A 25,120-nucleotide genomic window follows, 5' to 3' on the forward strand; every position below is an offset into this window, starting at 1 on the left:
CTTACGGAAACATCGATGAGCACCTTGCTGGCCCTGGACACCGCGACTGAAGCTTGCTCCGTTGCCTTGCTGCATGACGGCAAGGTCACGAGCCATTACGAGGTGATCCCGCGCCTGCATGCGCAAAAGCTGTTGCCGATGATCCAGCAGTTGCTCGCCGACGCCGGGACCACCCTGCAAGCGGTTGATGCCATTGCCTTCGGTCGTGGGCCGGGCGCATTCACCGGCGTGCGGATCGCCATTGGTGTGGTGCAGGGCCTGGCGTTTGCGCTGGATCGCCCGGTGTTGCCGGTCTCCAACCTGGCGGTACTGGCACAACGGGCTTATCGCGAACACGGCGTCAGCCAGGTCGCAGCCGCCATCGATGCGCGCATGGATGAGGTGTATTGGGGGTGCTACCGCGAAACGGCGGGGGAGATGCGCCTGGTCGGCAATGAAGCGGTGTTGGCGCCGGAAGTGGCCGCATTGCCGGCTGATGCCAGCGGTGAATGGTTCGGCGCCGGCACGGGGTGGGGGTATGCCGAGCGCATCGCTGTCAATCTGAGTGGGCAGGATGCAGGCATGCTGCCGCACGCCGAAGACCTGCTGACGCTGGCGCGGTTTGCCTGGGCGCGTGGAGAGGCAATCGTGGCGGACGAGGCTCAGCCGGTTTATCTGCGCGACAAAGTGGCGACGCCGAAAGCGCGTTAATCCCAATGCTGTTGTGGCGAGGGAGCTTGCTCCCGTTGGGTTGCGAAGCGACCCCAGGATTCCATCAGCAACGCCGAGCCGGCAGGTTTTGCGACGGCTGCACAGCCGAACGGGAGCAAGCTCCCTCGCCACAATGGACATTCCAACTGCAGCCAATCGTCGATTTATCCCCCGGCTTTTAAACCTTTTCGTATTTCTGTGTTCTAGTTATCACTCGGTGGTTTGCGAAGTGGGTTATGTGCCACTAAACTGCCATTACTGATACCGGACATGTACTTATGCGTATAGACGGCCTTTCCTCCCAGTCCTACCCCCTCAAGCGCAAGCCTCGCAAAGGCCCTGTGGCGGATGACGACTACGTCGATATCGACGGCGAGCTGGAAATCCCATCCGAAGAGCAAATGGCCGCCCGTGCCGCCAAGGCTTCCGCGCAACGCCTGAGCAATCTCCCGGCCCGTCAGCAAGACATGATCTACCACCGTGCCATGAGCAAAAGCGTCGCCACGGCACTCGCCAGCTACCTGAGCACTGCCGGTTTTGTCGATTGGGATACCGATGTAATGGGCCTCGACCTGTACATCTGATGCGGCTGCCTTATTACCTCGGCTGCCCGTCCTGGAGTGAAAACGCCTGGCGCGATTATCTTTATCCGCCAGATGCCAAGCCCGCTGACTTCCTGAATCTCTATTCCCAAGTATTCAACGCCGTAGAAGGCAATACGACCTTCTACGCGAGCCCGGCTGCCAGCACCGTGCAGCGCTGGGCCGAAATCATGCCCGAACACTTTCGCTTCACCGCCAAGTTTCCCGGCGACATCAGCCACGGCGGTGACCTGCGCGAGCAACTGACCGCCGCCGACACCTTCCTGCAATTGCTCAGCCCGCTCGGTGAACGGGTTTCGCCCCTGTGGCTGCAACTGTCGAAAAGCTTCACGCCACACCGATTGCCCGAACTGGCCGGCTTCATCGATGCACTTGAGCGACCGCTGGCCGTTGAAGTGCGGCATGACGAGTTCTTTGCCAAAGGCGATAGCGAGCGCCGGCTCAATCGTCTGCTGCTGGATCGGGGCGTAGAACGCATCTGCCTTGATCCGCGAGCCCTGTTCAGCTGCACGTCGACCGATCCTTCGGTCCTCCACGCCCAGTCGAAAAAGCCCAGGGTGCCGCCACGTCCGGCAGCGTTTACCCAGTTTCCGCAGGTGCGTTTCATCGGCCATCCGCAGCTTGAGGCGAACGATCCGTTTCTGGAGCCGTGGGTCGAGAAAATCGCTTTGTGGATCGAAGAGGGCCGCACACCCTACATCTTCCTGCACACTGCCGATAACTTGCTGGCGGCCAAACTGGCGCAACGTTTTCACGCAAAACTGATGGTGCGTTTGCCTGGCTTGCCGCCGTTGCCTGAGCTATACAGAGAACCCGCCGCCGAGCAACTTGGCCTGCTCTGAGGCGGATTCGTTCCCCTTTTCAGGAGCCTGCCAATGGATGCGCAAACCCTTCGAGCCCAGGTGTTCAAAGCACTGCACGAACGCGAGGGCGCTTTTGTCATTCCCAATCCGTGGGACGCCGGCTCGGCGAAGATGCTCGCCAGCCTGGGTTTCGAGGCGCTGGCGACCACCAGTGCCGGTTATGCCTTTTCCAACGCACGCCCTGATGGAGGGTTGACGCTCGACGATACGCTGGCGAACGTGCGGGCGATTGTCGCGGCCACCGATCTGCCGGTGGCAGTGGATCTGGAAAACGGTTTCGCGGACGACCCGGATGAGTGCGCACAAAGCATTTTGGCGGCCGCGGCGGCCGGTGCGGTCGGGGGCTCGATCGAAGATGCCACCGGTCGTGAAGACGCGCCGATCTACTGTTTCGAACATGCCGTGGCGCGCATTGAAGCCGCCGTCGCAGCGGCTCGCAGCCTGCCTTTCCCTTTTATGCTGACCGCCCGTGCCGAGAATTTTCTGCACGGCAATCCTGACCTGGCCGATACCATTCGCCGTTTGCAGGCGTTCGCCGAAGCGGGCGCGGACGTGTTGTACGCGCCGGGGCTGCGCAGCGCTGAAGATGTGTTGGCGGTGGTCCGCGCCGTGGCGCCGAAACCGGTCAACGTGTTGATGTCCGGGGGGCTCAAATTGACGGTGGAGCAATTGAGCGAGATGGGCGTCAAACGCATCAGCGTCGGCTCGGCCCTGGCCTTGGCGGCCTACGGCGAGTTTTACCGCGCGGCCGAAGAGATCAAGACGTCGGGCACCTTCGGGTTCACGTCACGGTCGATGCCATACGCCAAGGCCAATCAATTGTTCAAAGGCTGACGATGCGGTTTCGGTGGTGGCTGTTGTTGATGCTGTTAATGATCGGTGCGGCGGGCGTGAGCGTCTGGCGCGGCTGGATCTCGCCGCCACCCCAGTGGAACCCTTGGGCGCCGCTGGACGTGAAGGCCGCCCCGAACTTTCTGACGCGCTATAAACTGATGCGCCTGCGCGATGATCCGCAATTGTGTGATCAGGCCTTGAGCAGCTCCGGTTTACGCGTTGCGCATCAGGCCGACAGCCCCGGCGCGACGTGCCCGTTGATCAACACCTTGCGTGTCCAGGGCGGCGATGTGGGGTTGAGCAGCAGCTTTCTCGCCAGTTGCCGTTTGGCGGTGTCGTTTGCCCTGTTCGAGCACCACGCCCTGCAACCCGCCGCGCAAGCGGTGTATGGGCAGCCTGTCAGCCGGGTCGATCATCTTGGCAGCTTCGCCTGTCGCAACGTCTATGGCCGCGAAAACGGCAGGCGAAGCCAGCACGCCAGCGCCGATGCGCTGGACATCGCCGGTTTCCGCCTGGCGGATGGTCGCTCCATCAGCGTGCTCAGGGATTGGCCCAAGGATAATCAGGACGCCCAGTTTCTGCGCCAGGTCCGCGATGGCGCCTGTGGCGTGTTCAGTGTGGTGTTGAGCCCGGACTACAACGACGCCCATCGCAATCACTTTCATGTCGATGTCGGGCCGTGGTGGGTGTGTCGCTGAGGGCTTTTGTTGAAGGTCAGGCGGCGATGCGCAGGTTTTGCAGGACGATCGGGCGAGCCCAGCCGGTATCGAAATCGAAGTGTTTTTGTTGCTCGACCAATTCTTCGGGGGAGAACGGCGGGAACGGTTTGTCCAGCAGGTCGAGTTCGAATTCGGCGATCGGCAAGTGCAGAGGACGCGGTTGTGGTGCCGGGCCGGCTTCTGGCGCAGGCTGGCCGGCGGTGAGCACGATCGGCCGCACCCAGCCACTTTCAAAGTCTTGTTGCTTCTGCTGGGCGACGATTTCTTCAGCCGGGAACGGCGGGAAAGGCTTGTCGGCCAGGTCCATTTCGAACTCGGCAATCGGCAGGAACAGCGGCTCGGGTGGTTTGACTTCGGTTTCTTTCACATCGCATTCGCGTTGGCTGACGATGTGCGCCAGCAGTTCGCTGCCGACGGTCGGCTCCACCGGGCTTTCGAGATCAACCGGAGGAAACGTGCCACACGCCGGCACCACATCCGTCGACTGTTCGGCCAGGGCCTGGGCAAAAAAATCCTGCCACAGGTGACTGACGCCGCTCAGTGCCTGGGAATTTCGCAGGCCATAATCGCCATGACGCGATATGTAGCCTACGGATGTGGATTGAATGCCTGACATTTTTCTCGGTCGACGCTCAGCTCTGGCAAAATGCTCGTTAGTTTTGTTATCGGCCGTTTTTGCCGATCATTAATTTTTTGAGCGTGTTTTCCCATGATTGAGCAACCTGCGGCCTGCCGCATCCATGTCGAGGCCTCCGCCCCGGCGTTTCAGCCACAAGCCGAGCAGTGGGCCGAACGCCTGGGCTTGCCTTTGCACGTGGATGACGGCGAGTTTGCCTTGCAGGTAGGCGAACAAGGTTTGCAGCTGCAACAACTGGGGCCGGACGCACCGGGGCCGGTGCGGGTGGACTTCGTCGAGGGTGGCGCGGCGCATCGGCGGTTGTTCGGCGGTGGCACTGGGCAAATGATCGCCAAGGCGGTGGGCATCGCCCAGGGCGTGCGTCCGCGTGTGCTGGATGCCACGGCGGGGCTGGGCAAGGATGCGTTCGTGCTGGCGAGCCTTGGCTGCGAGATGAGCCTGATCGAGCGTCAGCCGCTGATTGGCGCGTTGCTTGAGGATGGACTGGCCCGTGGCGCGGAGGATTTCGACGTGGCGCCAATCGTGGCGCGGATGAAGTTGCTCAAGGGCAACTCAATCGAGGTCATGCGCAACTGGGAAGGCGAGCCGCCGCAAGTGATCTACCTCGACCCGATGTTTCCGCACCGTGAGAAAACGGCGTTGGTGAAGAAGGAAATGCGTCTGTTCCGGCCGTTGGTCGGCGATGATCCCGATGCGCCGGCACTGCTCGAGGCCGCATTGGCACTGGCCAGCCATCGGGTGGTGGTCAAGCGTCCGCGCAAGGCACCGTGTATTGCCGGACCCAAGCCCAGTCATGCGCTGGACGGCAAATCCAGTCGGTATGACATTTATCCGAAGAAAGCGCTCAAGCCGTAAGACCGCGTTGCACCATTCGCGGGCAAGCCTCGCTCCTACAGGGCCTGCGTTAAACCTGTCGGAGCGAGGCTTGCCCGCGAAGGCGCCAGACCAGACAACCAAGCCTTATCAGGCTGTCTCTGGTCGATAAGCCCGCATAAACAACCCCACCACTTCCCGCACATGTTCCTCGGCCGCATCGCCTGTCACCGGCTCCCCGCAGCCATACAGCAAGCGGAAATTGCCCGCGCCCTTGAGCAGGCAGAAGAAATGCTCGGCCGCATTGCGCGGTTTATCGATGCTCAACGCGCCGCTCTGATCAACCTTGGTCAGCAACCGTTCCATGCCATGCAACATGCGTTGCGGCCCGGCCTCGAAGAAGATCAGTGAGAGTTTCGGGTCCTGGCTGCCCAAGGCCATTATCAGCCGATGCAGGTTCACCGATTCATCGCTGTTGATCAGCTGGTGGAAGCCGCGTGCGATGTTCAGCAGCACCGTTTCTACCGAAATGCCGTCCGGCAACTCGAAAAACAGTGTGGGCAACTGCTCTTCGCACTTGGCGATCACGGCGGCGGAGAACAGCGTCTCCTTGTCGTTGAAATGGCTGTAGACCGTCAGCTTCGACACGCCGGCTTCAGCCGCCACGGCATCCATGCTGGTGCTGGCGTAACCATTACTCAGAAACAAAATTTTCGCCGCATCGAGGATGGCCTGGCGCTTGGCCAGATCCTTGGGGCGGCCCGGGCCGTTGGGTGCTGAAAGATTGTTCGACATTCTTCGCTTTAATACTGGACTGGTGAGTTTGCTATTAATAACATACTCGCCAGTATAATTATTCCAAGCACCATTAGCGAAAGGTCCTTCACCATGTTCCGCTATGCCTTGCCCCTCGCGTTGCCAGTGTGTCTGGCGTTTCTATTGTCTGCGTGTGGCCACGAAGAGGCGCCGAAAACCACTGTCCGCCCGGCCATGGTGGTACAGCCAGAGCCTTCGGCCCAGGCAATGGAAAGCTATCCGGGTGAAGTGCGGGCTCGTTATGAGCCGGACCTGGCGTTTCGCATCGGCGGCAAGGTAAGTCGACGACTGGTAGAAGAAGGGCAGCGGGTCAAGGCCGATCAGCCTTTGGCCGAACTCGATCCCCAGGACGTGCGCCTGCAACTGGAAGCCACCCGTGCCCAAGTGGCCGCCGCCGAGGCCAATCTGAGCCTGGTGCGCGCCGAACGTGATCGCTACAAGACGCTGATGGACCGTCAGATGGTCAGCCGTTCGCAGTACGACAACGCCGAAAACCTTTACCGATCCGGTGAAGCACGCCTCAAGCAAATCAAAGCCGAATTCAACGTCTCGACCAATCAGGCCAGCTACGCGGTGCTGCGAGCGCCCCAGGATGGCGTGGTGGCCAAGCGTGCGGTGGAAGTCGGGCAAGTGGTGGCGGCCGGGCAAACCGTGTTCACCCTCGCCACCGATGGCGAGCGTGAAGTGTTGATCAGCTTGCCGGAGCAGAGCTTCGGCCGCTTCAAGGTTGGTCAGCCCGTCTCGGTAGAACTCTGGACCCAGCCCGATCAGCGTTTTGCCGGGCGCATCCGTGAGCTGTCGCCGGCTGCCGATCCAAAGTCCCGCACCTTCGCTGCCCGGATTTCATTCACCGGCGGCAAGGTCCCGGCCGAACTCGGCCAGAGCGCCCGGGTGTTCGTCCAGACAACTGAAGTGATACCGCTGTCCGTACCGCTATCGGCACTGACGGCGGAAAACGGCGCGACCTATGTCTGGGTCGTCAGTGCCAACAATACCTTGAAGAAAACCCCGGTCCGGGTCGGTGCCTTCGGCGAAAAAACCGTCCCGGTGCTCGAAGGCCTGAATGCCAGCGACTGGGTGGTGGCCGCTGGCGTCCATGTTTTGCTTGAAGGGCAGCAAGTGCGCCCGGTGGATCGCTCCAACCGCGTGGTCAATCTGGCGGACAAGGAGTAATCCCCGATGGGTTTCAATCTTTCCGAATGGGCGCTGCGCAATCGCCAGATCGTACTGTTCCTGATGCTCTTGCTGGCCGTCGTCGGCGCGCTTTCCTACACCAAGCTCGGCCAGAGCGAAGACCCGCCGTTCACCTTCAAGGCCATGGTGATCCGCACCAACTGGCCGGGCGCCACGGCGCAGGAAGTCTCGCGCCAGGTCACCGAGCGCATTGAAAAGAAACTGATGGAAACCGGGGAATACGAACGCATCGTGTCGTTCTCCCGCCCGGGCGAATCCCAGGTGACGTTCATTGCTCGTGACTCCCTGCATTCGGTGCAAATACCGGACCTTTGGTATCAGGTTCGCAAAAAGGTCAGTGACATTCGGCATACGTTGCCGCCGGGCATCCAGGGGCCGTTTTTCAACGATGAATTCGGCACCACCTTCGGCAATATCTATGCGCTGACCGGCGAGGGATTTGATTACGCGGTGCTCAAGGATTACGCCGACCGCATTCAGATCCAGCTGCAACGGGTGAAGGATGTGGGCAAGGTCGATCTGCTCGGGCTGCAAGACGAGAAGATCTGGATCGAACTCTCCAACGTCAAGCTTGCCACGCTCGGTCTGCCATTGGCCGCCGTGCAGCAAGCCCTTGAAGAGCAGAACGCGGTGTCCACGGCCGGGTTCTTTGAAACCACCAGCGAGCGATTGCAGCTACGGGTCTCGGGGAATTTTCAGACAGTCGATGAGATCAAGAACTTCCCGATTCGCGTCGGTGATCGCACTTTCCGTATTTCCGATGTGGCGGACGTGCGTCGCGGCTTCAACGATCCACCGGCGCCGCGAATGCGCTTCATGGCGGAAAACGCCATCGGTCTGGCCGTGGCGATGAAGGACGGCGGCGATATTCTGGTGTTGGGCAAGGCGCTGGAGATCGAGTTTGACCGCATCCAGAAAAACCTTCCGGCCGGCATGCAGCTGCGCAAGGTTTCCGATCAGCCCGCAGCGGTGAAAACCGGTGTCGGCGAGTTCGTTCAGGTGTTGGTGGAAGCCCTGGCGATTGTGTTGCTGGTGAGCTTTTTCTCCCTAGGTGTGCGCACCGGCATGGTGGTGGCGCTGGCGATTCCGCTGGTGTTGGCGATGACCTTCGCCTGCATGTATTACCTAGGCATCGGCCTGCACAAGATTTCCCTCGGCGCGTTGGTGCTGGCCTTGGGCTTGTTGGTCGACGACGCAATCATCGCCGTGGAAATGATGGCGATCAAAATGGAGCAGGGCTTCGACCGTATCAAGGCCGCCAGTTATGCCTGGACCAGCACCGCGTTCCCGATGCTTACCGGCACCCTGATTACCGCCGCCGGATTCTTGCCCATAGCCACGGCGCAATCGGGCACTGGGGAATACACGCGCTCAATCTTCCAGGTGGTGACCATCGCGTTGCTGGCTTCGTGGATTGTGGCGGTGGTGTTTGTGCCGTACCTGGGGGAAAAACTCCTGCCGGACCTGGCGAAGATTCATGCCGCCAAACATGGCACGGGTCAGCCCGACCCTTATGGCACGCCGTTCTATCAACGGGTCAGGCGCTTGGTGGAGTGGTGCGTGCGCTGGCGTAAAACTGTCATCGTGCTGACCGTGGTGTTGTTCATCGGCTCGATCGTGTTGTTCCGCTTTGTGCCGCAACAATTCTTCCCGGCCTCGGGTCGGCTCGAATTGATGGTCGATCTGAAACTCGCCGAAGGCGCGTCCCTGAGCAACACCGCCGACGAGGTTAAACGCCTTGAAGCCTTGCTGAAGGATCACGCCGGTATCGACAACTACGTGGCCTACGTCGGCACCGGTTCGCCGCGTTTCTATCTGCCGCTGGATCAGCAACTGCCGGCGGCCAGCTTTGCTCAGTTTGTCGTCCTGGCCAAGACCATCGAGGAGCGTGAAACCCTGCGCACCTGGCTGATCGAAACCCTCAACGAACAATTCCCGGCCTTGCGCTCTCGGGTCACACGCCTTGAAAACGGTCCGCCGGTTGGCTATCCGGTGCAGTTCCGGGTGACCGGTGAGCACATCGAGGAAGTCCGCGCATTGGCCCGCAAAGTGGCGGCCAAGGTTCGCGAGAACCCGCACGTGGCGAACGTCCATCTGGACTGGGAAGAACCGAGCAAAGTCGTCTACCTGAACGTCGATCAGGACCGCGCCCGGGCGTTGGGCGTGAGCACGGCGAACCTGTCGAAGTTCCTGCAAAGCTCCCTGACGGGGTCCAGTGTCAGCCAGTACCGCGAAGATAACGAGTTGATCGAGATCCTGCTGCGCGGCACCCTGCATGAGCGCACCGAACTGTCGTTGTTGCCGAGCCTGGCGGTGCCGACCGACAACGGCCGCAGCGTCGCGCTGTCGCAGGTCGCGACGCTGGAATATGGCTTTGAGGAAGGCATCATCTGGCACCGTAATCGCCTGCCGAACGTGACGATCCGCGCCGACATCTACGGCAAGGAACAGCCGGCGACGCTGGTGCAGCAGATCTTGCCGACCCTCGACCCGATCCGCGCCGAATTGCCGGACGGTTACTTGCTGGACGTCGGCGGCACGGTGGAAGACTCGGCCCGTGGCCAGAACTCGGTGAAGGCCGGCGTGCCGCTGTTCATTGTGGTGGTGCTGACCTTGCTGATGCTGCAACTGCGCAGTTTCTCGCGCACGGTGATGGTGTTCCTGACTGCACCGTTGGGTCTGATTGGCGTGACGCTGTTCCTGATGGTGTTTCGTCAGCCGTTCGGTTTTGTCGCGATGCTCGGGACCATCGCACTGTCCGGGATGATCATGCGTAACTCGGTCATTCTGGTGGACCAGATCGAGCAGGACATCGCCGCCGGGCTCAAACCGTGGCAAGCAATCATCGAAGCCACGGTGCGACGCTTCCGACCGATTGTGCTGACCGCGCTCGCGGCGGTACTGGCGATGATTCCGCTGTCTCGCAGCGTATTCTTTGGGCCAATGGCGGTAGCGATCATGGGTGGGTTGATCGTGGCGACGGCACTGACATTGCTGTTTTTGCCGGCGTTGTATGCGGCGTGGTTCAGGATCAAGAAAGAGTCGGTGTAATCTCGGCGGCCTTCGGGCCGCCCGCTCTCTTGCTGACGTTCACCGCTCTAAATTGTGGGAGCGAGCCTGCTCGCGATGGCGTCGTGTCAGGCAATACATTTCGCAAATGGACGACCGCTTTCGCGAGCAGGCTCGCTCCCACAGTTAATCTTCTGAATACAAATACCGTGTACGACACAAAACCCTGTGGGAGCGGGCTTGCCCGCGATGGCGATCTGGCAGGCGACTATGTTTAAAGATCTGCCAAAACATCAGAACCTTCCCACGAAATTTTCAGGTTGTCTGTCGGAAGCGCGATCTCTAGGCTTTTGGGTGTCGCTGCAAAAAGCAGCGACCGGGTTTCGCAGCCCGGTTAAACTTCAGACGCACAGCGTCCACCATCCGAAAGCGGGCGTTTTTTTATGCCTGTGTTATGGCGGCTGTGCGCGGGAGATCTTCGGGTCTGCCGGGTTCCTGAAGTCCCGGTCTGCGAACCTGCGTACAGCTGCCACCTTATGTTCGTTTCGCAGCGAACGGTGACAGCTCCACTACTTCAGGAGTTACACGATGATTAAAGACAGCCCAAATCCTCCAGACACGGAAGCAGAACTGGAAAAAGAAACCGACCCGGTTTCCCCTTACGCCTTTCTCGATTCCAAAAAACTCCACGACGCGGCAATTCGCGCTCTTGATCACTATTTGGCGCCACCACCCGAAAAAAAGGCTAAAGCTGACCGTCGTCCCAGCTCGGTTTTCGTCATCGCCCCCAACGTTGATTCCGAAACCCTTTTGGCTCACGCCTGCGAAACCCTCGCTTCGGCAAATGTGATGGCCAGTGAGTTAGCCTTCGGTCTGAACGGACCGACATGCAATCTTATGTTGGCGGTTCAACAGATGATTTCGCTGGCGGAGTTATCGGTAAATCGCGTTCTGGATCAGGTTGATCCGCACCAGTAGCGCAAACGGAAAAAGCCCACTGACCTGTAAAGACCAGTGGGCTTTTTTGCGAGTTTCAATTGCCTGGAATTAAAGCGTACCAAACACCTTCTTCGCCAGACTCGTCGCCGCCGCCGCAGGGTTCTTGCGAATGGCTTCTTCCTGCTTGCCGATCATCTCGAACAAGCCGTTCAGTGCCTGCTCGGTCACGTAGCTTTCGATGTTGGCGTTCTTGGTATCCAGCACGCCCATGGTCGCTGCCTGGCCTGCGAAGGTGTTGTATTGCTTGGCCAGGCCGACCTGGTCGGTGGCTTGTTTCACGATCGGCAGAAACTTGACCCGAATCTGTTCGCGGCTGGTTTTGCTCAGGTACTGGGTGGCCGAGTCGTTGCCGCCGCTGAGAATCCCTTTGGCGTCATCGACGCTCATCTTCTTCACGGCATCCACCAGTATTGGCTGGGCCTGGGTCACGGCGGTTTCGGCCGCTTTGTTCATGCTGGTTTCCAGCTCAGTGACCTGATCGCCCATGCCGAACTGTTTCATTTTGCTGGCGACTTTGCCCAGTTTGCCCGGCAGTTCGATTTTCACGTCCGGATTGTTGCTGAAGCCGCCCGGCGTGCCGAGTTGTTTGACGGCCAGTTGCGCGCCTTGGGTCAGGGCATCCTTGAGGCCACCGGTGGCGTCTTTTTGCGACAGGTCATTGAGCGACAGCGCCAGTGCGCTGGCGGAGATCATCAAGCCTGCACACAGGCCGGCAAAGCGAAGGGTAGGGCGGAGCATGGCGGCTTCCTTGTTCAAAAAAGAGACATTAGCGAATGGCGTCGACGCGGATTTTCAGTGGCTGCGGATCGCTGCCATCCAGCTGTACGGCGTGGTGTTCGGTGGTGATGAACATCAGTTTGCCGCCGACTTCGATGCGCGCGCTGACGGAGTAGCGATGGCCGGGTTTGACCTGGGCCGGATCGTAACTCAGATGAAACGGCAGCGGCACCTGGCCTTTGACCGGACCTTTCTGTTCGTCGAGGACCACGGCAGGTGCATCGGCCAGGGACACGTCCTGCAAGCTGACGCTTAAGGTGGCGCTCGGTGGCAGGGCAATGCGTTGCAGGTAGAAGACTTCGCCATCGAGGGCGGTTTTAGCGGCGGGTTGCATCGTCTGACAGGCGCCCAATAAAGTGGTCATTGCCAACAAAGAGAGTTTTTTCATCGCCGATCTCCGGTCAATGTGGGCGCGAGCAAGCTCGCTCCCACAGGGATTACATTAAGCCTCGGGCTGAGGGGCGACCTGATCCGCCGCATCTTCGCTGCGATGCAACGCCACCTGACGGATCGACAAACGAATCTCCGCCGGCAACACCCGTTTCGCCGCGCCTTCCGCCAGTTCGCCCAGCAGTTCGTGATAACTCAGCTTGCCGGCTTCGTCGCGTTTGAGCACGTCAAGATCCAGCATGGTTTGAATGAAGTGGCGGAACAGGCTCTTGTCGAAGAACTCCGGGGCATTCAGCCCGTGCAGGATCGACAGGCGCTGGGCCATGACGGTGCACAGGTCTTCCAGTTCTTCGGCGCTGATGCTGTTCTGGCCGCTGTTGAGCAGCAGGGACACGGTCATGTAGAAGCGTTGCAGTGTCTGGGCGATGCTCTTCGACAACAACGTCAGCAACACGAAATGCCGCGAACTCGGCGCCGGGCGCAGGTACACGTCGTTCTCGAAACGCAGTAACCCTTGCTCGACGAACGCTTCGAGCCATTGATCGATCACGCCATCCAGCTCGTCCAGCGACCAGCGAATGAACAGCTCCGATTGCAGGTACGGATACAACGCCCGGGTGTAGCGCAGGATCTGTTCGCGGCTCATGCGCGAGGCGCTCTGGAAGAAACTCGCGAGCAAGGCGGGCAGGGCGAAGATGTGCAGCACGTTATTGCGGTAGTAGGTCATGAGGACGGCGTTCTGCTCGTCCAGATACAAAATCTTGCCCAGGGCATCGCTTTGCTCGGACAACAGGTCCATGTCCTTCACATGCTCGATCAACGCCCGGCCGTCACCGTCCGGCAGCGTGGTGTGCGGCGAATACGGGACCTTGCGCAACAGCGCCAGATACAAATCAAGCACCCGCGCCATGGCGCGATCATCCAGCGCCAGGCGGGTGGTGGACAGCAACGCCAGGGCCACCAGGTTGACCGGGTTGATCGCCGCCGCCTCGTTCAGATGCTGTGCGACTTTTTCGCCGAGACGGTTGGTGGTTTCGTTGAGCCAGGCCGGTTTGAACTGCGGGCCGAGTTCCTGTTTACGCCAGTCGGGCTGTTCGCTGTCGAGGAATTCCGCGAGTTTGATCGGTTCGCCGAAGTTCACCGCCACCTGGCCGAAACGCTGCTTGAGCGCACCGATGACTTTGAAGATGTCGAAGATCGATTCTTTCTTCTTGCTCGCACCACGCAGTTCGCCGAGGTAGGTTCGGCCTTCCAGCACACGCTCGTAGCCGATGTAGACCGGAATGAACACGATGGGCATGCGCGATGAACGCAGGAAGCTGCGCAGGGTAATTGCCAGCATCCCGGTTTTCGGTTGCAGCATGCGCCCGGTGCGCGAGCGGCCGCCCTCGACGAAGTACTCGACCGGGAAACCTTTGGTGAACAGAGTGTGCAGGTATTCGTTGAATACCGAGGTGTACAGCGGGTTGCCCTTGAAGGTGCGGCGCATGAAGAACGCGCCGCCACGGCGCAGCAGGCTGCCGATCACCGGCATGTTGAGGTTGATCCCGGCGGCGATGTGCGGCGGGGTCAGGCCATTGCGGAACAGTAAATAGGACAGCAACAGGTAGTCGATGTGGCTGCGGTGGCACGGCACGTAAATCACTTCGTGGCCTTGGGCAACTTTCTGCACGCCTTCGATGTGGTTGACCTTGATGCCGTCGTAGATCTTGTTCCAGAACCAGCTCAGCACTACTTCCAGGAAGCGGATCGCGGTGTAGGTGTAGTCCGAAGCGATCTCGTTGCCATAGCGCAGGGCCTGGGCCTTGGCTTTTTCCGGGGAGATGTTCTCGCGCTCGGCTTCGTCGAGGATCGCTTGCTTGACCAGTGGTTGATTGAGCAGGCCTTTGACCAGGTTGCGACGGTGGGAAATGTCTGGGCCGATCACCGCGGCTTTCAGGTTGCGGAAGTGCACCCGCAGGATCCGCTGGGCCATGCGCACCGTGCGTTCGTGGCCTTTGTTGTGGTCGATCAGCTCTCGCAAGTGAATCGGTGCCGAGAACTGCACGCGGGTCTTGCGCCCCAGCACGATGACGCTCAGCAACCGACGCAGGCGACCGGTAACGGCCCAACTGTCGGCGAAGAGCAATTTCCACGGGCTCGATTCGCTGTCGGGTGACTGCCCCCAGAACACGCTGACCGGAATGATCTGCGCGTCTTCGGCGGCGTTCTGGCTCAGGGCACTGACCAGGCGGGTCAGGGCGGGCGGCGCACCACGTTTGTCCTGTCGGCCGAGCCAGTCGGGCTCCGGTGTCAGGTAGAAAAATGCGGCGGGTTCCACCAGATTACCCACCGACACAGGCAGCACCGGACGGGGCAGGCCGGCTTTGCTGCATTCGGAGTCGACCACGGCCAGGTCGGTCAGCGAAGGGTTTTGCAGGACGTAGAACACCGGACGACTGCGGTCGAGGTTGAGGGTGAACGACGACTGGTTGATCGTCTCCGAGCGAACCCAGAGATAGAGCAGTCGGCGCAGGGTGCCAAAAACAAGACGGCGGAACGGGGAACGGGTCATACGGCTTCTGCGTGAGTGAGTAAAACCAAGCAATTGCTCGGGCGGCCGATAGTGTGCCGTATTCGTCGAAAATCGGCAAAAAAGCGGGTAAGTAAAGTTGAGTTGAGAGTTTTGGCGCCTGTCATATACTCGGCGCCTCAACAATAAAAAGAAGGGGGTATCGATTCATGGCTACGCGCGAAACCGGCAATGTGAAGTGGTTCAACGACGCCAAGGGCTACGGCTTCATTCAGCGCGAGGACGGGGTGGACGTGTTCGTGCACTACCGCGCGATCCGCGGCGAAGGGCATCGCTCGCTGGCTGAAGGTCAGCAGGTGGAATACGCCGTGGTGACCGGCGAGAAAGGCTTGCAGGCAGAGGATGTGGTGGGTTTGTAACCCCACTCCTCAGATCACACATAAAACCTGTGGGAGCGAGGCTTGCCCGCGAAGGCGTCATCACTGGCGCTAAAAGCTTCGCGGGCAAGCCTCGCTCCTACAAGTTTTGTGGGAACGTGGATTACGCGGTTTTCCAGATGATTTCTTCTTCACCGTCAGCGCTGATGCGCATCCAGCGATCGGCCGTTTCTTCACCTTCTTCCTCAACCCAGCTGCCCGGTGCGCAACGCACTTCGACATTCAGTGCGGCAAACGCGGCGCGGGCGCAGGCGATGTCGTCTTCCCACGGGGTCTGGTCGCTGTCCAGGAACAGGCTGTTCCATTTGCCCACGGCTTTCGGCAGCCAGGTGACCGACACGTTGCCGGCCTTGCACTTGTAGGTCTGGCCCTTCTTGACCCATTCACTGCACTGGCCCAACGCTTCGCTAAGCCAGTCTGCAACGGCCTTGTAGTCGACGTCAGCGTCTTTCAGGTAAATCTCGATATCGGGTTGGCGCATGGATGTCCTCACTGCGGTCTTGAAAAATCCATTCGCGGATTTAGCCGGCCTCAAGCTGTTGCTCAAGACCAAAAATTATTGAAGTACGAAATAATCGTAGCGCATCGACACGGTGACCTCGAACGGCTCCGCCTGCTCGATGACCGCCGTCCGGCGTTCGGCACTGGCACGCCAGCCGTGTGGCGTCATGGCCAGCAGGTTGGCGCGATCCTGGCCATTTGAAAGTGTCAGTCTGAATTCCAGGGTTTCGCTGTGTTGCAGCGCCATGCCTTCCGGCACCAGGGCCAGATGCTTGTCGTCGGTGTATTCACGGACTTCGTCGTACAGCCGCTCGCGCAATTCCATCAGGTGGCCGCTGGTCGGCCCGACTTTCATCAAACCGCCGCCGGGGCTGAGCAGGCGTTTGGCTTCTTCCCAATCCAGCGGACTGAAGACGCTGGCGAGAAACTGGCAGCTCCCCGAGGCCAACGGCACCCGGGCCATGCTGGCGATCAACCAGGTCAGCTGCGGATTGCGTTTGCAGGCGCGTTTGACCGCTTCCCGGGAGATGTCCAGCGCGTAACCATCGGCATTGGGCAGGGCTTCGGCAATTTGCGCGGTGTAGTAACCCTCGCCGCAACCGATGTCCAGCCAGCGCTGGGGCGCGTACTGCGCGGCCAGTTCGGCCAGGCGCTTGGCCACCGGCGCGTAATGGCCGGCGTTCAGGAAGTCGCGACGGGCCTCGACCATGGCGAGGTTATCCCCAGGGTCGCGGCTGTTCTTGTGCTGCACTGGCAGCAGATTCAGGTAACCCTGCCGCGCACGGTCGAAACGATGCCCGGCGGGGCAGGCCACGCCGTTGTCCACCGCGTTGAGCGGTTCGCTGCAGATCGGGCAGGCGAGCATCAGGCGAGCAACTTGATCAGGGTCTGGTAGTAGATTTCGGTCAGCACATCGAGGTCGGCGGCCAGTACACGCTCGTTGACCTGGTGAATCGTCGCGTTGACCGGGCCCAGTTCAACCACTTGGGTGCCCATGGTTGCGATGAAGCGCCCGTCGGAGGTGCCACCGCTGGTGGAGGCTTTGGTTTCGCGCCCGGTGATGTCCTTGATGCTCGACGCCACGGCATCCAGCAATGCACCCGGCTCGGTCAGGAACGGCAGGCCGGACAATGCCCAGTCGATGTGCCAGTCCAGGCCATGTTTGTCGAGGATGTCGGCGACGCGCTTTTGCAGGCCTTCAACGGTGGACTCGGTGGAGAAGCGGAAGTTGAACACCGCCACCAGGTCGCCCGGAATCACGTTGGTCGCGCCGGTGCCGGAATTGACGTTGGAAATCTGGAAACTGGTCGGCGGGAAGAAATCGTTGCCGTGGTCCCAATGCTCGGCGGCCAGTTCGGCCAGGGCCGGGGCAGCGAGGTGGATCGGGTTCTTCGCCAGGTGTGGATACGCCACGTGACCTTGCACACCGCGAACGGTCAGCTTGGCACCGAGTGAACCGCGACGGCCGTTCTTGACCACGTCACCCACCAATGTAGTGCTCGATGGTTCGCCGACGATGCACCAGTCCAGACGTTCCTTGCGCGCGGCGAGGCGTTCAACCACGGCCTTGGTGCCATGGTGCGCCGGGCCTTCTTCGTCGCTGGTGATCAGGAACGCGACCTTGCCCTTGTGATCCGGGTAGTCGGCGACGAAGCGCTCGGCGGCCACGGTCATGGAGGCCAGGCTGCCTTTCATGTCGGCCGCGCCACGACCGCAGAGCATGCCGTGTTCGTCGATCAGCGCGTTGAACGGGTCGATCTGCCAGGCAGACACCGGGCCGGTCGGCACCACGTCGGTGTGTCCGGCGAAGCACAGCACCGGGCCGTCGTGTTTACCGTGGGTCGCCCAGAAGTTATCCACATCTTCGATGCGCATCGGCTCCAGGGTGAAACCGGCATCGCCCAGGCGCTGCATCATCTGCTTCTGGCAATCGGCGTCGACCGGCGTCACGGACGGACGGCGGATCAGGTCGATGGCGAGTTGAAGGGTCGGCGAAAGGTCGGCGTGGGCCGTCATGTAAGACTCCGGAGCTTTATTTGTAGGAGCGAGGCTTGCCCGCGAAGAACGATAGTGAGGTGTATCTGTTACACCGAGTCGCTTCATTCGCGGGCAAGCCTCGCTCCTACAGGAATTGAGGCAAGGCGCGCAAAATGGCGGTTATCTTAAAGCAAAACGGCGGCCATTGGCCGCCGTTTAGTGCATCTGTACTGATTTAGACAGCCGGTGCGGTCGCGGCTTCGGCCACCGGTTTCGGCAGCGAAGACAGGAACGCCATGATCAGCGCCGCCAGGTACGGCAGCGACTGCACCAGCAACATGGTCACCCAGAAGCGCATGTCGTTGCTCGGCATGCCGTTCACCAGGTAAATCCCCAGCGCCGCACCCCACAACAGCAGCATGATGAACACCTCTTCGCGCGCCTCCGAAATCGCCACCCAGAAGCCGTGGTTATCGGCGTTCTTTGGTGTGCGGAAAAACGGAATGCTGCTGGTGAAGAAACCGTACAGCACTGCTTTGGCGATGGTGTGCGACAACGCCAGCCCGGCCAGCGCCGCGCAGAACGCATCCTTGAGGTTGACCCCCACCGCACGACGGTAGAGGAAGATGATCTTGCCCACCTTGAACACGAACAGCGCCAACGGCGGGATGGCGAAAATCAGCAACGGCGGATCGACCCGCTGCGGCACGATAATCATCGCCGCCGACCACAACAGGGCGCCCACGGTGAAGAAGATGTTCATGCCGTCCGCTACCCACGGCAACCAGCCCGCGAGGAAGTGGTAACGCTGGCCACGGGTCAGCTCGCTGCCTTTGCCGCGCAGCAGGCTGGTGGTATGACGCTTGATGATCTGAATCGCACCGTAAGCCCAGCGGAAACGCTGTTTCTTGAAGTCGATAAAGGTATCGGGCATCAGGCCTTTGCCGTAGCTGGTGTGGTAATACGCCGCCGACAGGCCTTTTTCGAACACCCGCAGACCCAACTCGGCGTCTTCACAGATGCACCAGTCGGCCCAGCCCAGTTCCTCGAGCACCGAACGTCGGGTCATGGTCATGGTGCCGTGCTGGATGATCGCGTCACGGTCGTTGCGGGTGACCATGCCGATGTGGAAGAAGCCTTTGTATTCCGCGTAGCAGAGCTTCTTGAACGTGCTTTCGTTCTGATCGCGGTAATCCTGCGGCGACTGCACCACGGCGATTTTCGGGTCGGCGAAGTGCGGCACCATGTGCTTGAGCCAGTTCGGGTCGACGCAGTAGTCCGAGTCGATCACCGCAATCACTTCGGCATCCTTGGCGGTGTGCGGAATCAGGTAATTCAGCGCGCCACCCTTGAAGCCGGCCAGTGGCGCGACGTGGAAGAACTTGAAACGCGGGCCCAGGGTTGCGCAGTAATCGCGCACCGGTTCCCAGACCGCCGGGTCCTTGGTGTTGTTGTCGATGATCAGGACTTCGAAGTCCGGATAGTCGAGGTTGGCCAGGGCGTTGAGGGTCTGTTTGACCATCTCCGGCGGCTCGTTGTAGCAAGGGACGTGAATCGACACTTTCGGTCGGTAGTCCGATTCGCCCACCACCGGCAGGAATTCGCGCCGACGCTTGTGGGTCCAGACCGCTTCGGCCAGTTCATGCGCCTCGGTCAGCAATACGATAAAGACCCCGAGTGCGCCCAAGGCAAGGAGAAATCCTATCGTCAGGCTGAACCAGGTGCTGTATTGCAGGCTGTAGTCGTAACCGATCCACACCAGCACCGATCCGCAGAGGAAGGCGATAAAGGTCAGGAAGGTACGGCCGCGTTGACGCAGCGCCGAGCCGTCGATCATCAGCAGGGTCAGGGACAGCAGCGCCAGGACCACCGAACCGACCGCCAGCACGCGCCATTGCGGAATCGCGACAACCGGGCCTTCGAAGTTGAATTTCTGCTGGCGCGCGGCGTTGAAAACACCCCAGTAAGCGCCCACCGAACCTTCGTCGCTGGCCTTCCAGGGTTGGTCAAACGCTTCGATCACGAAGTAGTTGAAACCCTGGCGGTTGAGCTTGTTGACCAGCGTGCGCAGGTAAATCGCCTGGTCTGCCGGCGACGCATCGGCGCCACCGCGCATACGGCCGTTGCTCGGCCAGCCGACTTCCGACAGCAACAGCGGTTTTTTCGGGAACATCTTTTTCAGATCACGGGCACGGTCGAGTACGAACTGCCCGGATTGCTCCATCGGCACATGTTCCCAATACGGCAAGACGTGGGCAGCGATCAGGTCGACGTGCTTGGCCAGGCTCGGGTTTTCTTCCCATACGTGCCATTGCTCGGACGTGGTCACCGGCACTTTCACTGCCGCGCGGACGCGATCCAGAATGATGCTGAGTTCCGCGGCGGTAATTTCCTTACGGAAGATCGCCTCGTTGCCTACAACCACGCGAACCACGCTGCGGGAGGTGTTGGCGAGTTCGATGGCGCGCAGGATCTCACGCTCGTTGCGTTCCTCGTCCGGGCTGATCCAGATACCGAGGGTGACCCGCAAGCCGAATTCTTCCGCCAGTTTGGGAATGTCTCCCAGGGAGCCGTCGACCGAGTAAGTACGGATGTTGTCCGTCAGCTTGCTCATGATCTCCAGGTCGCGACGCATTTCATCGTCGGTCGGGTACTGCTCCTTCTGCGGATACTGGCCTTGCTGGAACGGCGAGTACGAGAAGCCGGAGATCTGTTCGGGCCAGTTGGGGGCGGTGACCGGGCGATTGATCAGCGCCCAGAAGCCGGTAAACAAGGCGGCGATGGCGAGCACCACAACCAGGTTGAGTCCAAATTTACGCGATGACATAGCTATTTCAGGTTCCAAAGGCTGTGGAACGAAGGACCGGTCGGCGTGTGCCAAGGGGCGCGCATCCTACACCGGGCATTCCCTGAGCGTATAGCTGACAGGGAAATGCCCTACGTTTGGCAATCCCGTTTCGCATAAGTTCTTACACTTGTCGCGGGAACTTAGATCTTGTCGCTGTCTGGCCCTATAATGCGCGCCGGTTTTTGGGGTTATGGTCATGAGTACAGAAGATCCGCGGTTTGCAGGCATCGCCCGTTTGTATGGCATCGAAGGCTTGGAGCGTCTGCGCGCAGCCCATGTGGCCATCGTCGGTGTCGGTGGCGTCGGTTCCTGGGCAGCGGAAGCCATTGCCCGTTGTGGCGTCGGCGAGATTTCGCTGTTTGACCTGGACGACGTTTGCGTCAGCAACGCCAACCGCCAACTGCACGCGCTGGACAGCACTGTCGGCAAACCCAAAGTCGAAGTGATGGCAGAGCGGTTACGCGGGATCAACCCGGACTGCACGGTGCACGCGGTGGCGGATTTTGTGACGCGCGAGACCATGGCCGAGTACATCACGCCAAACATCGACTGCGTGATCGATTGCATCGACAGCGTGAATGCCAAGGCAGCGCTGATCGCCTGGTGCAAGCGCCGCAAGATCCAGATCATTACTACCGGCGGGGCAGGCGGGCAGATCGACCCGACACTGATCCAGGTCTGCGACTTGAACCGCACCTTTAATGACCCGTTGGCATCGAAAGTGCGCTCGACCCTGCGCCGTGACTACGGCTTCTCGCGCACCGTGACGCGTCATTACAGCGTGCCGTGCGTGTTTTCGACCGAGCAACTGCGCTACCCGAAACCGGATGGCAGCATCTGTTTGCAGAAGAGTTTTGTCGGCGATGGCGTGAAGCTCGACTGCGCCGGCGGGTTTGGCGCAGTGATGATGGTGACGGCGACGTTCGGCATGGTCGCGGCGACCAAGGCTGTGGATAAAATTGTGGCGGGTGTACGGCGGCCGGCGGATCGGGTCAAGCCTGAGGTTTAAGGTTGCAGTTGTCGGCCTCATCGCGAGCAGGCTCGCTCCCACAGGTGAACGCGTTCCAATGTGGGAGCGAGCCTGCTCGCGATGGCGATTAACCAGCCAACTCATTCATCCGCTGAAGCACTGCATTGAGGCCATTACTGCGCGAAGGCGACAGTTGCCGCGAAAGCCCAAGCTGATTGAACCACTCCGGCAAATCCACCTGGCGCAACTCATCCGCCGACAAGCCGTTGACCCGCGCCAGCAGCAACGCCACCAACCCGCGAATCAACCGCGCATCGCTGCTCGCTGCAAACTGCCAGTGACCGTCATTCAACGAACCCACCAGCCACACCTGACTTTCACAGCCATGCACGCGGTTGGCGTCGACTTTATCCACAGCACTCAACGCAGGCAGACGGTCGCCCCATTGCATCAGCAGCCGCGCCCGCTGCTCCCAACCGGCGGCAGCCTGAAAGGTGTCGAGTGCCATGACGGCATCAGCCGGTAAGCTCATCGCAACAACTCCAGCGCCTGATCCAGCGCTTCAAAGAACCGTTCGAGGTCTTCGGAGTCGTTGTACAGCGCCAACGACACCCGGATCGCCCCGGCCAGTTCGAAGCTTTTGAGCAACGGCATCGCACAGTGATGACCGGCGCGCACGGCGATGCCCTGTTCGGTCAGCAAATGCGCCAGGTCAGAGTTATGCACACCCTCGACGACAAAACTGGCCAACGCCAATTGCGGTTTGCCCAGCAGTCGAATGCCATTACGCGCTTCAAGCCCCTTTAATAAATAGTCATGCAGCGCCGCTTCATGGGCCGAGACCGCGTCCTGATCAAGCCCCGCGAGATAATCCAGCGTCGCCCCCAGGCCGATCACACCGGCAATCGGCGGAGTACCGGCCTCGAAACCCAGAGGCGCGGGGCGAAAGCGTGCGCTTTGGAAATCCGCATCCAGCACCATTTCACCGCCGAATTGCCAATGGCGCAGTTGTTTCAGCGCCTCATGGCGACCGAACAGCACGCCCAGACCGTCGGGGCCATAGAGTTTGTGGCTGGAAAATACATAGAAGTCGCAACCCAGCGCCTGCACGTCATGCCGACCATGAACCACGCCTTGCGCACCATCGACCACGGTCAACGCGTCGTGCGCCTTGGCCATCGCCAGCAAGGCGGGCAACGGCTGCCAGACACCGAGCACATTCGACAGCTGACTGACCGCCAGCAAACGGGTTCTTGGGCCGATCAATTGTGTGGCGGCGTCGAGGTCGATCACCCCGTCGGCGTCCAACGGCAGGACCACCAGTTTCAAGTCGCGCCGGTGCGCCAGTTGCTGCCACGGCAGCAGGTTGGCGTGATGCTCCAGGGCGCTGATGACAATCTCATCGCCCGGATTGAATAGATGCTCAAGGCCATAGGCCAGGAGGTTCAGCGCGGAGGTCGCGCCGTGGGTAAAGATGATCTGCCCGCAATCGCCGGCATTCAGCCATTGCGCGACTTTGCTGCGGCTGGCCTCGAATGCCTGGGTGGCATGGGCGCCGGGCAAGTGTTGCGCCCGATGTACGTTGGCCGCGCCGTTGGTGTAGTAATGCGTCAGCGCATCCAGCAAGGCTTGAGGTTTTTGCGTGGTGGCGGCGTTATCCAGATAGGTCTGGTCTTGCCGTTGGAGCGCGGCGATAGCCGGAAAGTCGGCGCGCCAGGGAGAGAGAATCATCATGCTGTCGGGCCCTGGTCAACATGGGCGGGTGAACACCTGACCTGATGGTCTGGTCTACGCCGAACCTGTAGGCGCGAAGCTTGCTCGCGAAGCTTTTGGCGGCCTCAAGGGCCCCTCCGCGAGCAAGCTTCGATCCTACAGGGTAATCCGTGTGACGCCGCTTAGTTGTGAGCGTGCAGCGCTTCGTTCAGTTCGATCGCCGATTTGTGGGTTTTGCATTCCACGGCACCGGTTTCCGAATTGCGACGGAACAGCAAGTCAGGCTGGCCAGCGAGTTCACGGGCCTTCACGACTTTCACCAGCTGGTTTTTTTCGTCCAGCAGTGCGACTTTGGTGCCGGCGGTCACGTACAGGCCCGACTCGACGGTGTTGCGATCGCCCAACGGAATGCCGATACCGGCGTTCGCGCCGATCAGGCAGCCTTCGCCCACCTTGATCACGATGTTGCCGCCGCCCGACAGGGTGCCCATGGTCGAGCAACCGCCACCCAGGTCAGAACCCTTGCCGACGAAGACGCCAGCGGAAACGCGGCCTTCGATCATGCCCGGGCCTTCGGTGCCGGCGTTGAAGTTGACGAAACCTTCGTGCATCACGGTGGTGCCTTCGCCGACGTAGGCGCCCAGACGAATTCGTGCCGCGTCAGCGATACGCACGCCGGCCGGAACCACGTAGTCGGTCATTTTCGGGAACTTGTCTACCGAGAACACTTCCAGCAGCTCGCCGCGCAGACGGGCTTCCAGTTGATGCTCGGCCAACTCGGCCAGGTCGATGGCACCCTGGCTGGTCCAGGCTACGTTCGGCAGCAGCGGGAACACGCCCGCCAGGTTCAGGCCGTGCGGCTTGACCAGACGATGGGACAGCAGGTGCAGCTTGAGGTAGGCCTCAGGCGTGGAGGTCAATTGGGCGTCTTCGGCCAGGATGGTCGCGACCAGCGGCTTGTGGCTCTCGGCCAGACGGGTCAACAGGGCGGCTTGGGCAGCGTCGACGCCTTTCAACGCTTCAGCCAGTTGCGAAGCTTGGGCGGTGCTGAATGCGAGGGCCTGATTGCCTTCGGTGTAGCCCAGAACCGGCGCGATGGCCGCGACCAGTTCGGCCGACGGGTTAAGCAGTGGCTGTGCGTAAAACACTTCCAGCCATGCGCCTTGACGGTTTTGAGTGCCGACACCAAAGGCCAGGCTGAACAGGGTAGTGGACATGTAAATACCTCTAACAAAATTGAACGGGCAGGCTTACTTGAGCGCCGCCGCGTAGATATCTGGCTTGAAGCCAATCAGGGTTCGGTCACCGAGATCGAGCACCGGGCGCTTGATCATCGAGGGTTGTGCGAGCATCAGTTCGATCGCTTTCGCTTGGTCGAGATCGGCTTTGCGTTCGTCGTCGAGCTTGCGAAAGGTCGTGCCTGCACGGTTCAACACCACTTGCCAGCCGTGCTCGTCGCACCATTGGGTCAGGTGTTCACGGTCGATTCCGGCCGTCTTGTAATCATGGAAGTCATAGCTGACAGCGTGTTCATCGAGCCAGGTGCGCGCCTTTTTCATGGTGTCGCAGGCTTTGATGCCGAAAAGGTGCAACGTTTTGCTTGAAACGGTCAAGGAATTGCCCCCTTTGCAGGTGCTGGAAATAAAAGGTGAAGGATTATGCCATGACCGGACGGTTTCGCGGCGGCCGCGGTCGTTTAGTCATCGTAAGCCCGCTGGGTTTGCGCTGTTTCAGGGTGATGCGACATTGGTGCAACGGTCAGCCCGCAGTCTAAGCGGCTAATATGGCACTTCAATGCTGTCGATTACCTGGGAACCGC

24 protein-coding genes are annotated in these 25,120 nt (G+C 60.4%); 11 read left to right on the forward strand and 13 right to left on the reverse strand.

Going from position 1 to position 25,120, the window contains the following annotated elements:
* Window positions 1-15: 15 nt before the first annotated feature.
* The 5 genes from tsaB (at window position 16) to AC1ROI_RS11420 (ending at window position 3,687) form a co-directional block, all read left to right on the forward strand.
* Window positions 16-690: a tRNA (adenosine(37)-N6)-threonylcarbamoyltransferase complex dimerization subunit type 1 TsaB gene (tsaB, locus tag AC1ROI_RS11400; protein WP_010462892.1), complete on the forward strand. Its 675-nt coding sequence runs from the start codon at window positions 16-18 to the stop codon at window positions 688-690.
* Between the two features lie 278 nt (window positions 691-968).
* Window positions 969-1,274 (forward strand): hypothetical protein, encoded by a 306-nt coding sequence (locus tag AC1ROI_RS11405; protein ID WP_010462890.1) that lies wholly within the window; start codon window positions 969-971, stop codon window positions 1,272-1,274.
* Window positions 1,274-2,134, forward strand: a complete 861-nt coding sequence (locus AC1ROI_RS11410) for a DUF72 domain-containing protein (protein WP_102593523.1) — start codon at window positions 1,274-1,276, stop codon at window positions 2,132-2,134. Before AC1ROI_RS11405 ends, AC1ROI_RS11410 begins: the two co-directional genes overlap by 1 nt.
* Window positions 2,135-2,167: 33 nt before the next feature.
* Window positions 2,168-2,989: an isocitrate lyase/PEP mutase family protein gene (locus AC1ROI_RS11415; protein WP_102593522.1), complete on the forward strand. Its 822-nt coding sequence runs from the start codon at window positions 2,168-2,170 to the stop codon at window positions 2,987-2,989.
* 2 nt (window positions 2,990-2,991) lie between these two features.
* On the forward strand, window positions 2,992-3,687 hold the full coding sequence (locus AC1ROI_RS11420) for an extensin-like domain-containing protein (protein ID WP_102593521.1): 696 nt from the start codon (window positions 2,992-2,994) through the stop codon (window positions 3,685-3,687).
* Between the two features lie 16 nt (window positions 3,688-3,703).
* On the opposite strand, the gene AC1ROI_RS11425 is transcribed toward AC1ROI_RS11420, so the two are convergent.
* Window positions 3,704-4,324: an energy transducer TonB gene (locus tag AC1ROI_RS11425; RefSeq protein WP_077748315.1), complete on the reverse strand. Its 621-nt coding sequence runs from the start codon at window positions 4,322-4,324 to the stop codon at window positions 3,704-3,706.
* 93 nt (window positions 4,325-4,417) lie between these two features.
* Here AC1ROI_RS11425 and AC1ROI_RS11430 point away from each other — a divergent pair, with 93 nt between their 5' ends.
* Window positions 4,418-5,200 carry a class I SAM-dependent methyltransferase gene (locus AC1ROI_RS11430; protein ID WP_010462878.1) on the forward strand — a complete coding sequence of 261 codons (783 nt, stop codon included), beginning with the start codon at window positions 4,418-4,420 and terminating at the stop codon, window positions 5,198-5,200.
* A gap of 108 nt (window positions 5,201-5,308) precedes the next feature.
* Here AC1ROI_RS11430 and AC1ROI_RS11435 read toward each other — a convergent pair whose 3' ends face one another.
* Entirely contained in the window at window positions 5,309-5,953 is a 645-nt protein-coding gene (locus tag AC1ROI_RS11435) for a TetR/AcrR family transcriptional regulator (protein ID WP_102593520.1), read from the reverse strand.
* A gap of 93 nt (window positions 5,954-6,046) precedes the next feature.
* Between AC1ROI_RS11435 and AC1ROI_RS11440 the strand changes: the two genes are divergently transcribed.
* The 3 genes from AC1ROI_RS11440 to AC1ROI_RS11450 all read left to right on the forward strand — a co-directional run bounded on the left by AC1ROI_RS11440 (window position 6,047) and on the right by AC1ROI_RS11450 (window position 11,155).
* Window positions 6,047-7,147 carry an efflux RND transporter periplasmic adaptor subunit gene (locus AC1ROI_RS11440; protein ID WP_102593519.1) on the forward strand — a complete coding sequence of 367 codons (1,101 nt, stop codon included), beginning with the start codon at window positions 6,047-6,049 and terminating at the stop codon, window positions 7,145-7,147.
* Window positions 7,148-7,153: 6 nt separating this feature from the next.
* The gene (locus tag AC1ROI_RS11445) at window positions 7,154-10,219 is read left to right on the forward strand and encodes an efflux RND transporter permease subunit (protein ID WP_010462873.1); all 3,066 of its coding nucleotides are present in this window, start codon (window positions 7,154-7,156) and stop codon (window positions 10,217-10,219) included.
* Between the two features lie 546 nt (window positions 10,220-10,765).
* Complete coding sequence (locus tag AC1ROI_RS11450) at window positions 10,766-11,155, forward strand: DUF6124 family protein (RefSeq protein WP_077748318.1); 390 nt, start codon at window positions 10,766-10,768, stop codon at window positions 11,153-11,155.
* A gap of 69 nt (window positions 11,156-11,224) precedes the next feature.
* Here the strand turns inward: AC1ROI_RS11450 and AC1ROI_RS11455 are convergent, their stop codons facing one another.
* The 3 genes from AC1ROI_RS11455 to plsB are packed head-to-tail and all read right to left on the reverse strand — an operon-like array spanning window position 11,225 to window position 14,897.
* Entirely contained in the window at window positions 11,225-11,914 is a 690-nt protein-coding gene (locus AC1ROI_RS11455) for a DUF4197 domain-containing protein (protein ID WP_010462869.1), read from the reverse strand.
* A 28-nt stretch (window positions 11,915-11,942) separates the two neighbouring features.
* Complete coding sequence (locus AC1ROI_RS11460) at window positions 11,943-12,341, reverse strand: YbaY family lipoprotein (protein ID WP_010462866.1); 399 nt, start codon at window positions 12,339-12,341, stop codon at window positions 11,943-11,945.
* Between the two features lie 54 nt (window positions 12,342-12,395).
* On the reverse strand, window positions 12,396-14,897 hold the full coding sequence (gene plsB / locus AC1ROI_RS11465) for a glycerol-3-phosphate 1-O-acyltransferase PlsB (RefSeq protein ID WP_102593517.1): 2,502 nt from the start codon (window positions 14,895-14,897) through the stop codon (window positions 12,396-12,398).
* Window positions 14,898-15,064: 167 nt separating this feature from the next.
* On the opposite strand from plsB, the gene AC1ROI_RS11470 reads away from it, so the two are divergent.
* Window positions 15,065-15,274, forward strand: a complete 210-nt coding sequence (locus AC1ROI_RS11470; protein WP_010462862.1) for a cold-shock protein — start codon at window positions 15,065-15,067, stop codon at window positions 15,272-15,274.
* Window positions 15,275-15,395: 121 nt separating this feature from the next.
* Here the strand turns inward: AC1ROI_RS11470 and AC1ROI_RS11475 are convergent, their stop codons facing one another.
* The 4 genes from AC1ROI_RS11475 to AC1ROI_RS11490 form a co-directional block, all read right to left on the reverse strand.
* A complete protein-coding gene (locus AC1ROI_RS11475; RefSeq protein ID WP_010462860.1) occupies window positions 15,396-15,773 on the reverse strand; it encodes a hypothetical protein in 378 nt (125 codons plus the stop codon).
* A 75-nt stretch (window positions 15,774-15,848) separates the two neighbouring features.
* Window positions 15,849-16,658, reverse strand: a complete 810-nt coding sequence (locus tag AC1ROI_RS11480) for a putative RNA methyltransferase (protein ID WP_010462859.1) — start codon at window positions 16,656-16,658, stop codon at window positions 15,849-15,851.
* Complete coding sequence (gene dapE, locus AC1ROI_RS11485) at window positions 16,658-17,809, reverse strand: succinyl-diaminopimelate desuccinylase (protein WP_010462857.1); 1,152 nt, start codon at window positions 17,807-17,809, stop codon at window positions 16,658-16,660. Before dapE ends, AC1ROI_RS11480 begins: the two co-directional genes overlap by 1 nt.
* Window positions 17,810-18,005: 196 nt before the next feature.
* Entirely contained in the window at window positions 18,006-20,597 is a 2,592-nt protein-coding gene (locus AC1ROI_RS11490; RefSeq protein WP_010462855.1) for a glycosyltransferase, read from the reverse strand.
* 217 nt (window positions 20,598-20,814) lie between these two features.
* Between AC1ROI_RS11490 and tcdA the strand changes: the two genes are divergently transcribed.
* Complete coding sequence (gene tcdA, locus AC1ROI_RS11495; protein WP_010462854.1) at window positions 20,815-21,627, forward strand: tRNA cyclic N6-threonylcarbamoyladenosine(37) synthase TcdA; 813 nt, start codon at window positions 20,815-20,817, stop codon at window positions 21,625-21,627.
* Window positions 21,628-21,715: 88 nt separating this feature from the next.
* On the opposite strand, the gene AC1ROI_RS11500 is transcribed toward tcdA, so the two are convergent.
* From AC1ROI_RS11500 to AC1ROI_RS11515, 4 genes are all read right to left on the reverse strand, one after another.
* Entirely contained in the window at window positions 21,716-22,120 is a 405-nt protein-coding gene (locus tag AC1ROI_RS11500) for a SufE family protein (RefSeq protein WP_102595800.1), read from the reverse strand.
* A complete protein-coding gene (locus AC1ROI_RS11505; RefSeq protein WP_102595801.1) occupies window positions 22,117-23,322 on the reverse strand; it encodes an aminotransferase class V-fold PLP-dependent enzyme in 1,206 nt (401 codons plus the stop codon). The genes AC1ROI_RS11500 and AC1ROI_RS11505 overlap by 4 nt, the downstream gene beginning before the upstream one ends.
* A 161-nt stretch (window positions 23,323-23,483) precedes the next feature.
* Window positions 23,484-24,518: a 2,3,4,5-tetrahydropyridine-2,6-dicarboxylate N-succinyltransferase gene (gene dapD / locus AC1ROI_RS11510; protein ID WP_102595802.1), complete on the reverse strand. Its 1,035-nt coding sequence runs from the start codon at window positions 24,516-24,518 to the stop codon at window positions 23,484-23,486.
* Between the two features lie 33 nt (window positions 24,519-24,551).
* Window positions 24,552-24,914, reverse strand: a complete 363-nt coding sequence (locus tag AC1ROI_RS11515) for an ArsC family reductase (protein WP_010462846.1) — start codon at window positions 24,912-24,914, stop codon at window positions 24,552-24,554.
* Window positions 24,915-25,120 lie beyond the last annotated feature (206 nt).

This window comes from Pseudomonas sp. GW823-FHT02C02, assembly GCF_058797635.1.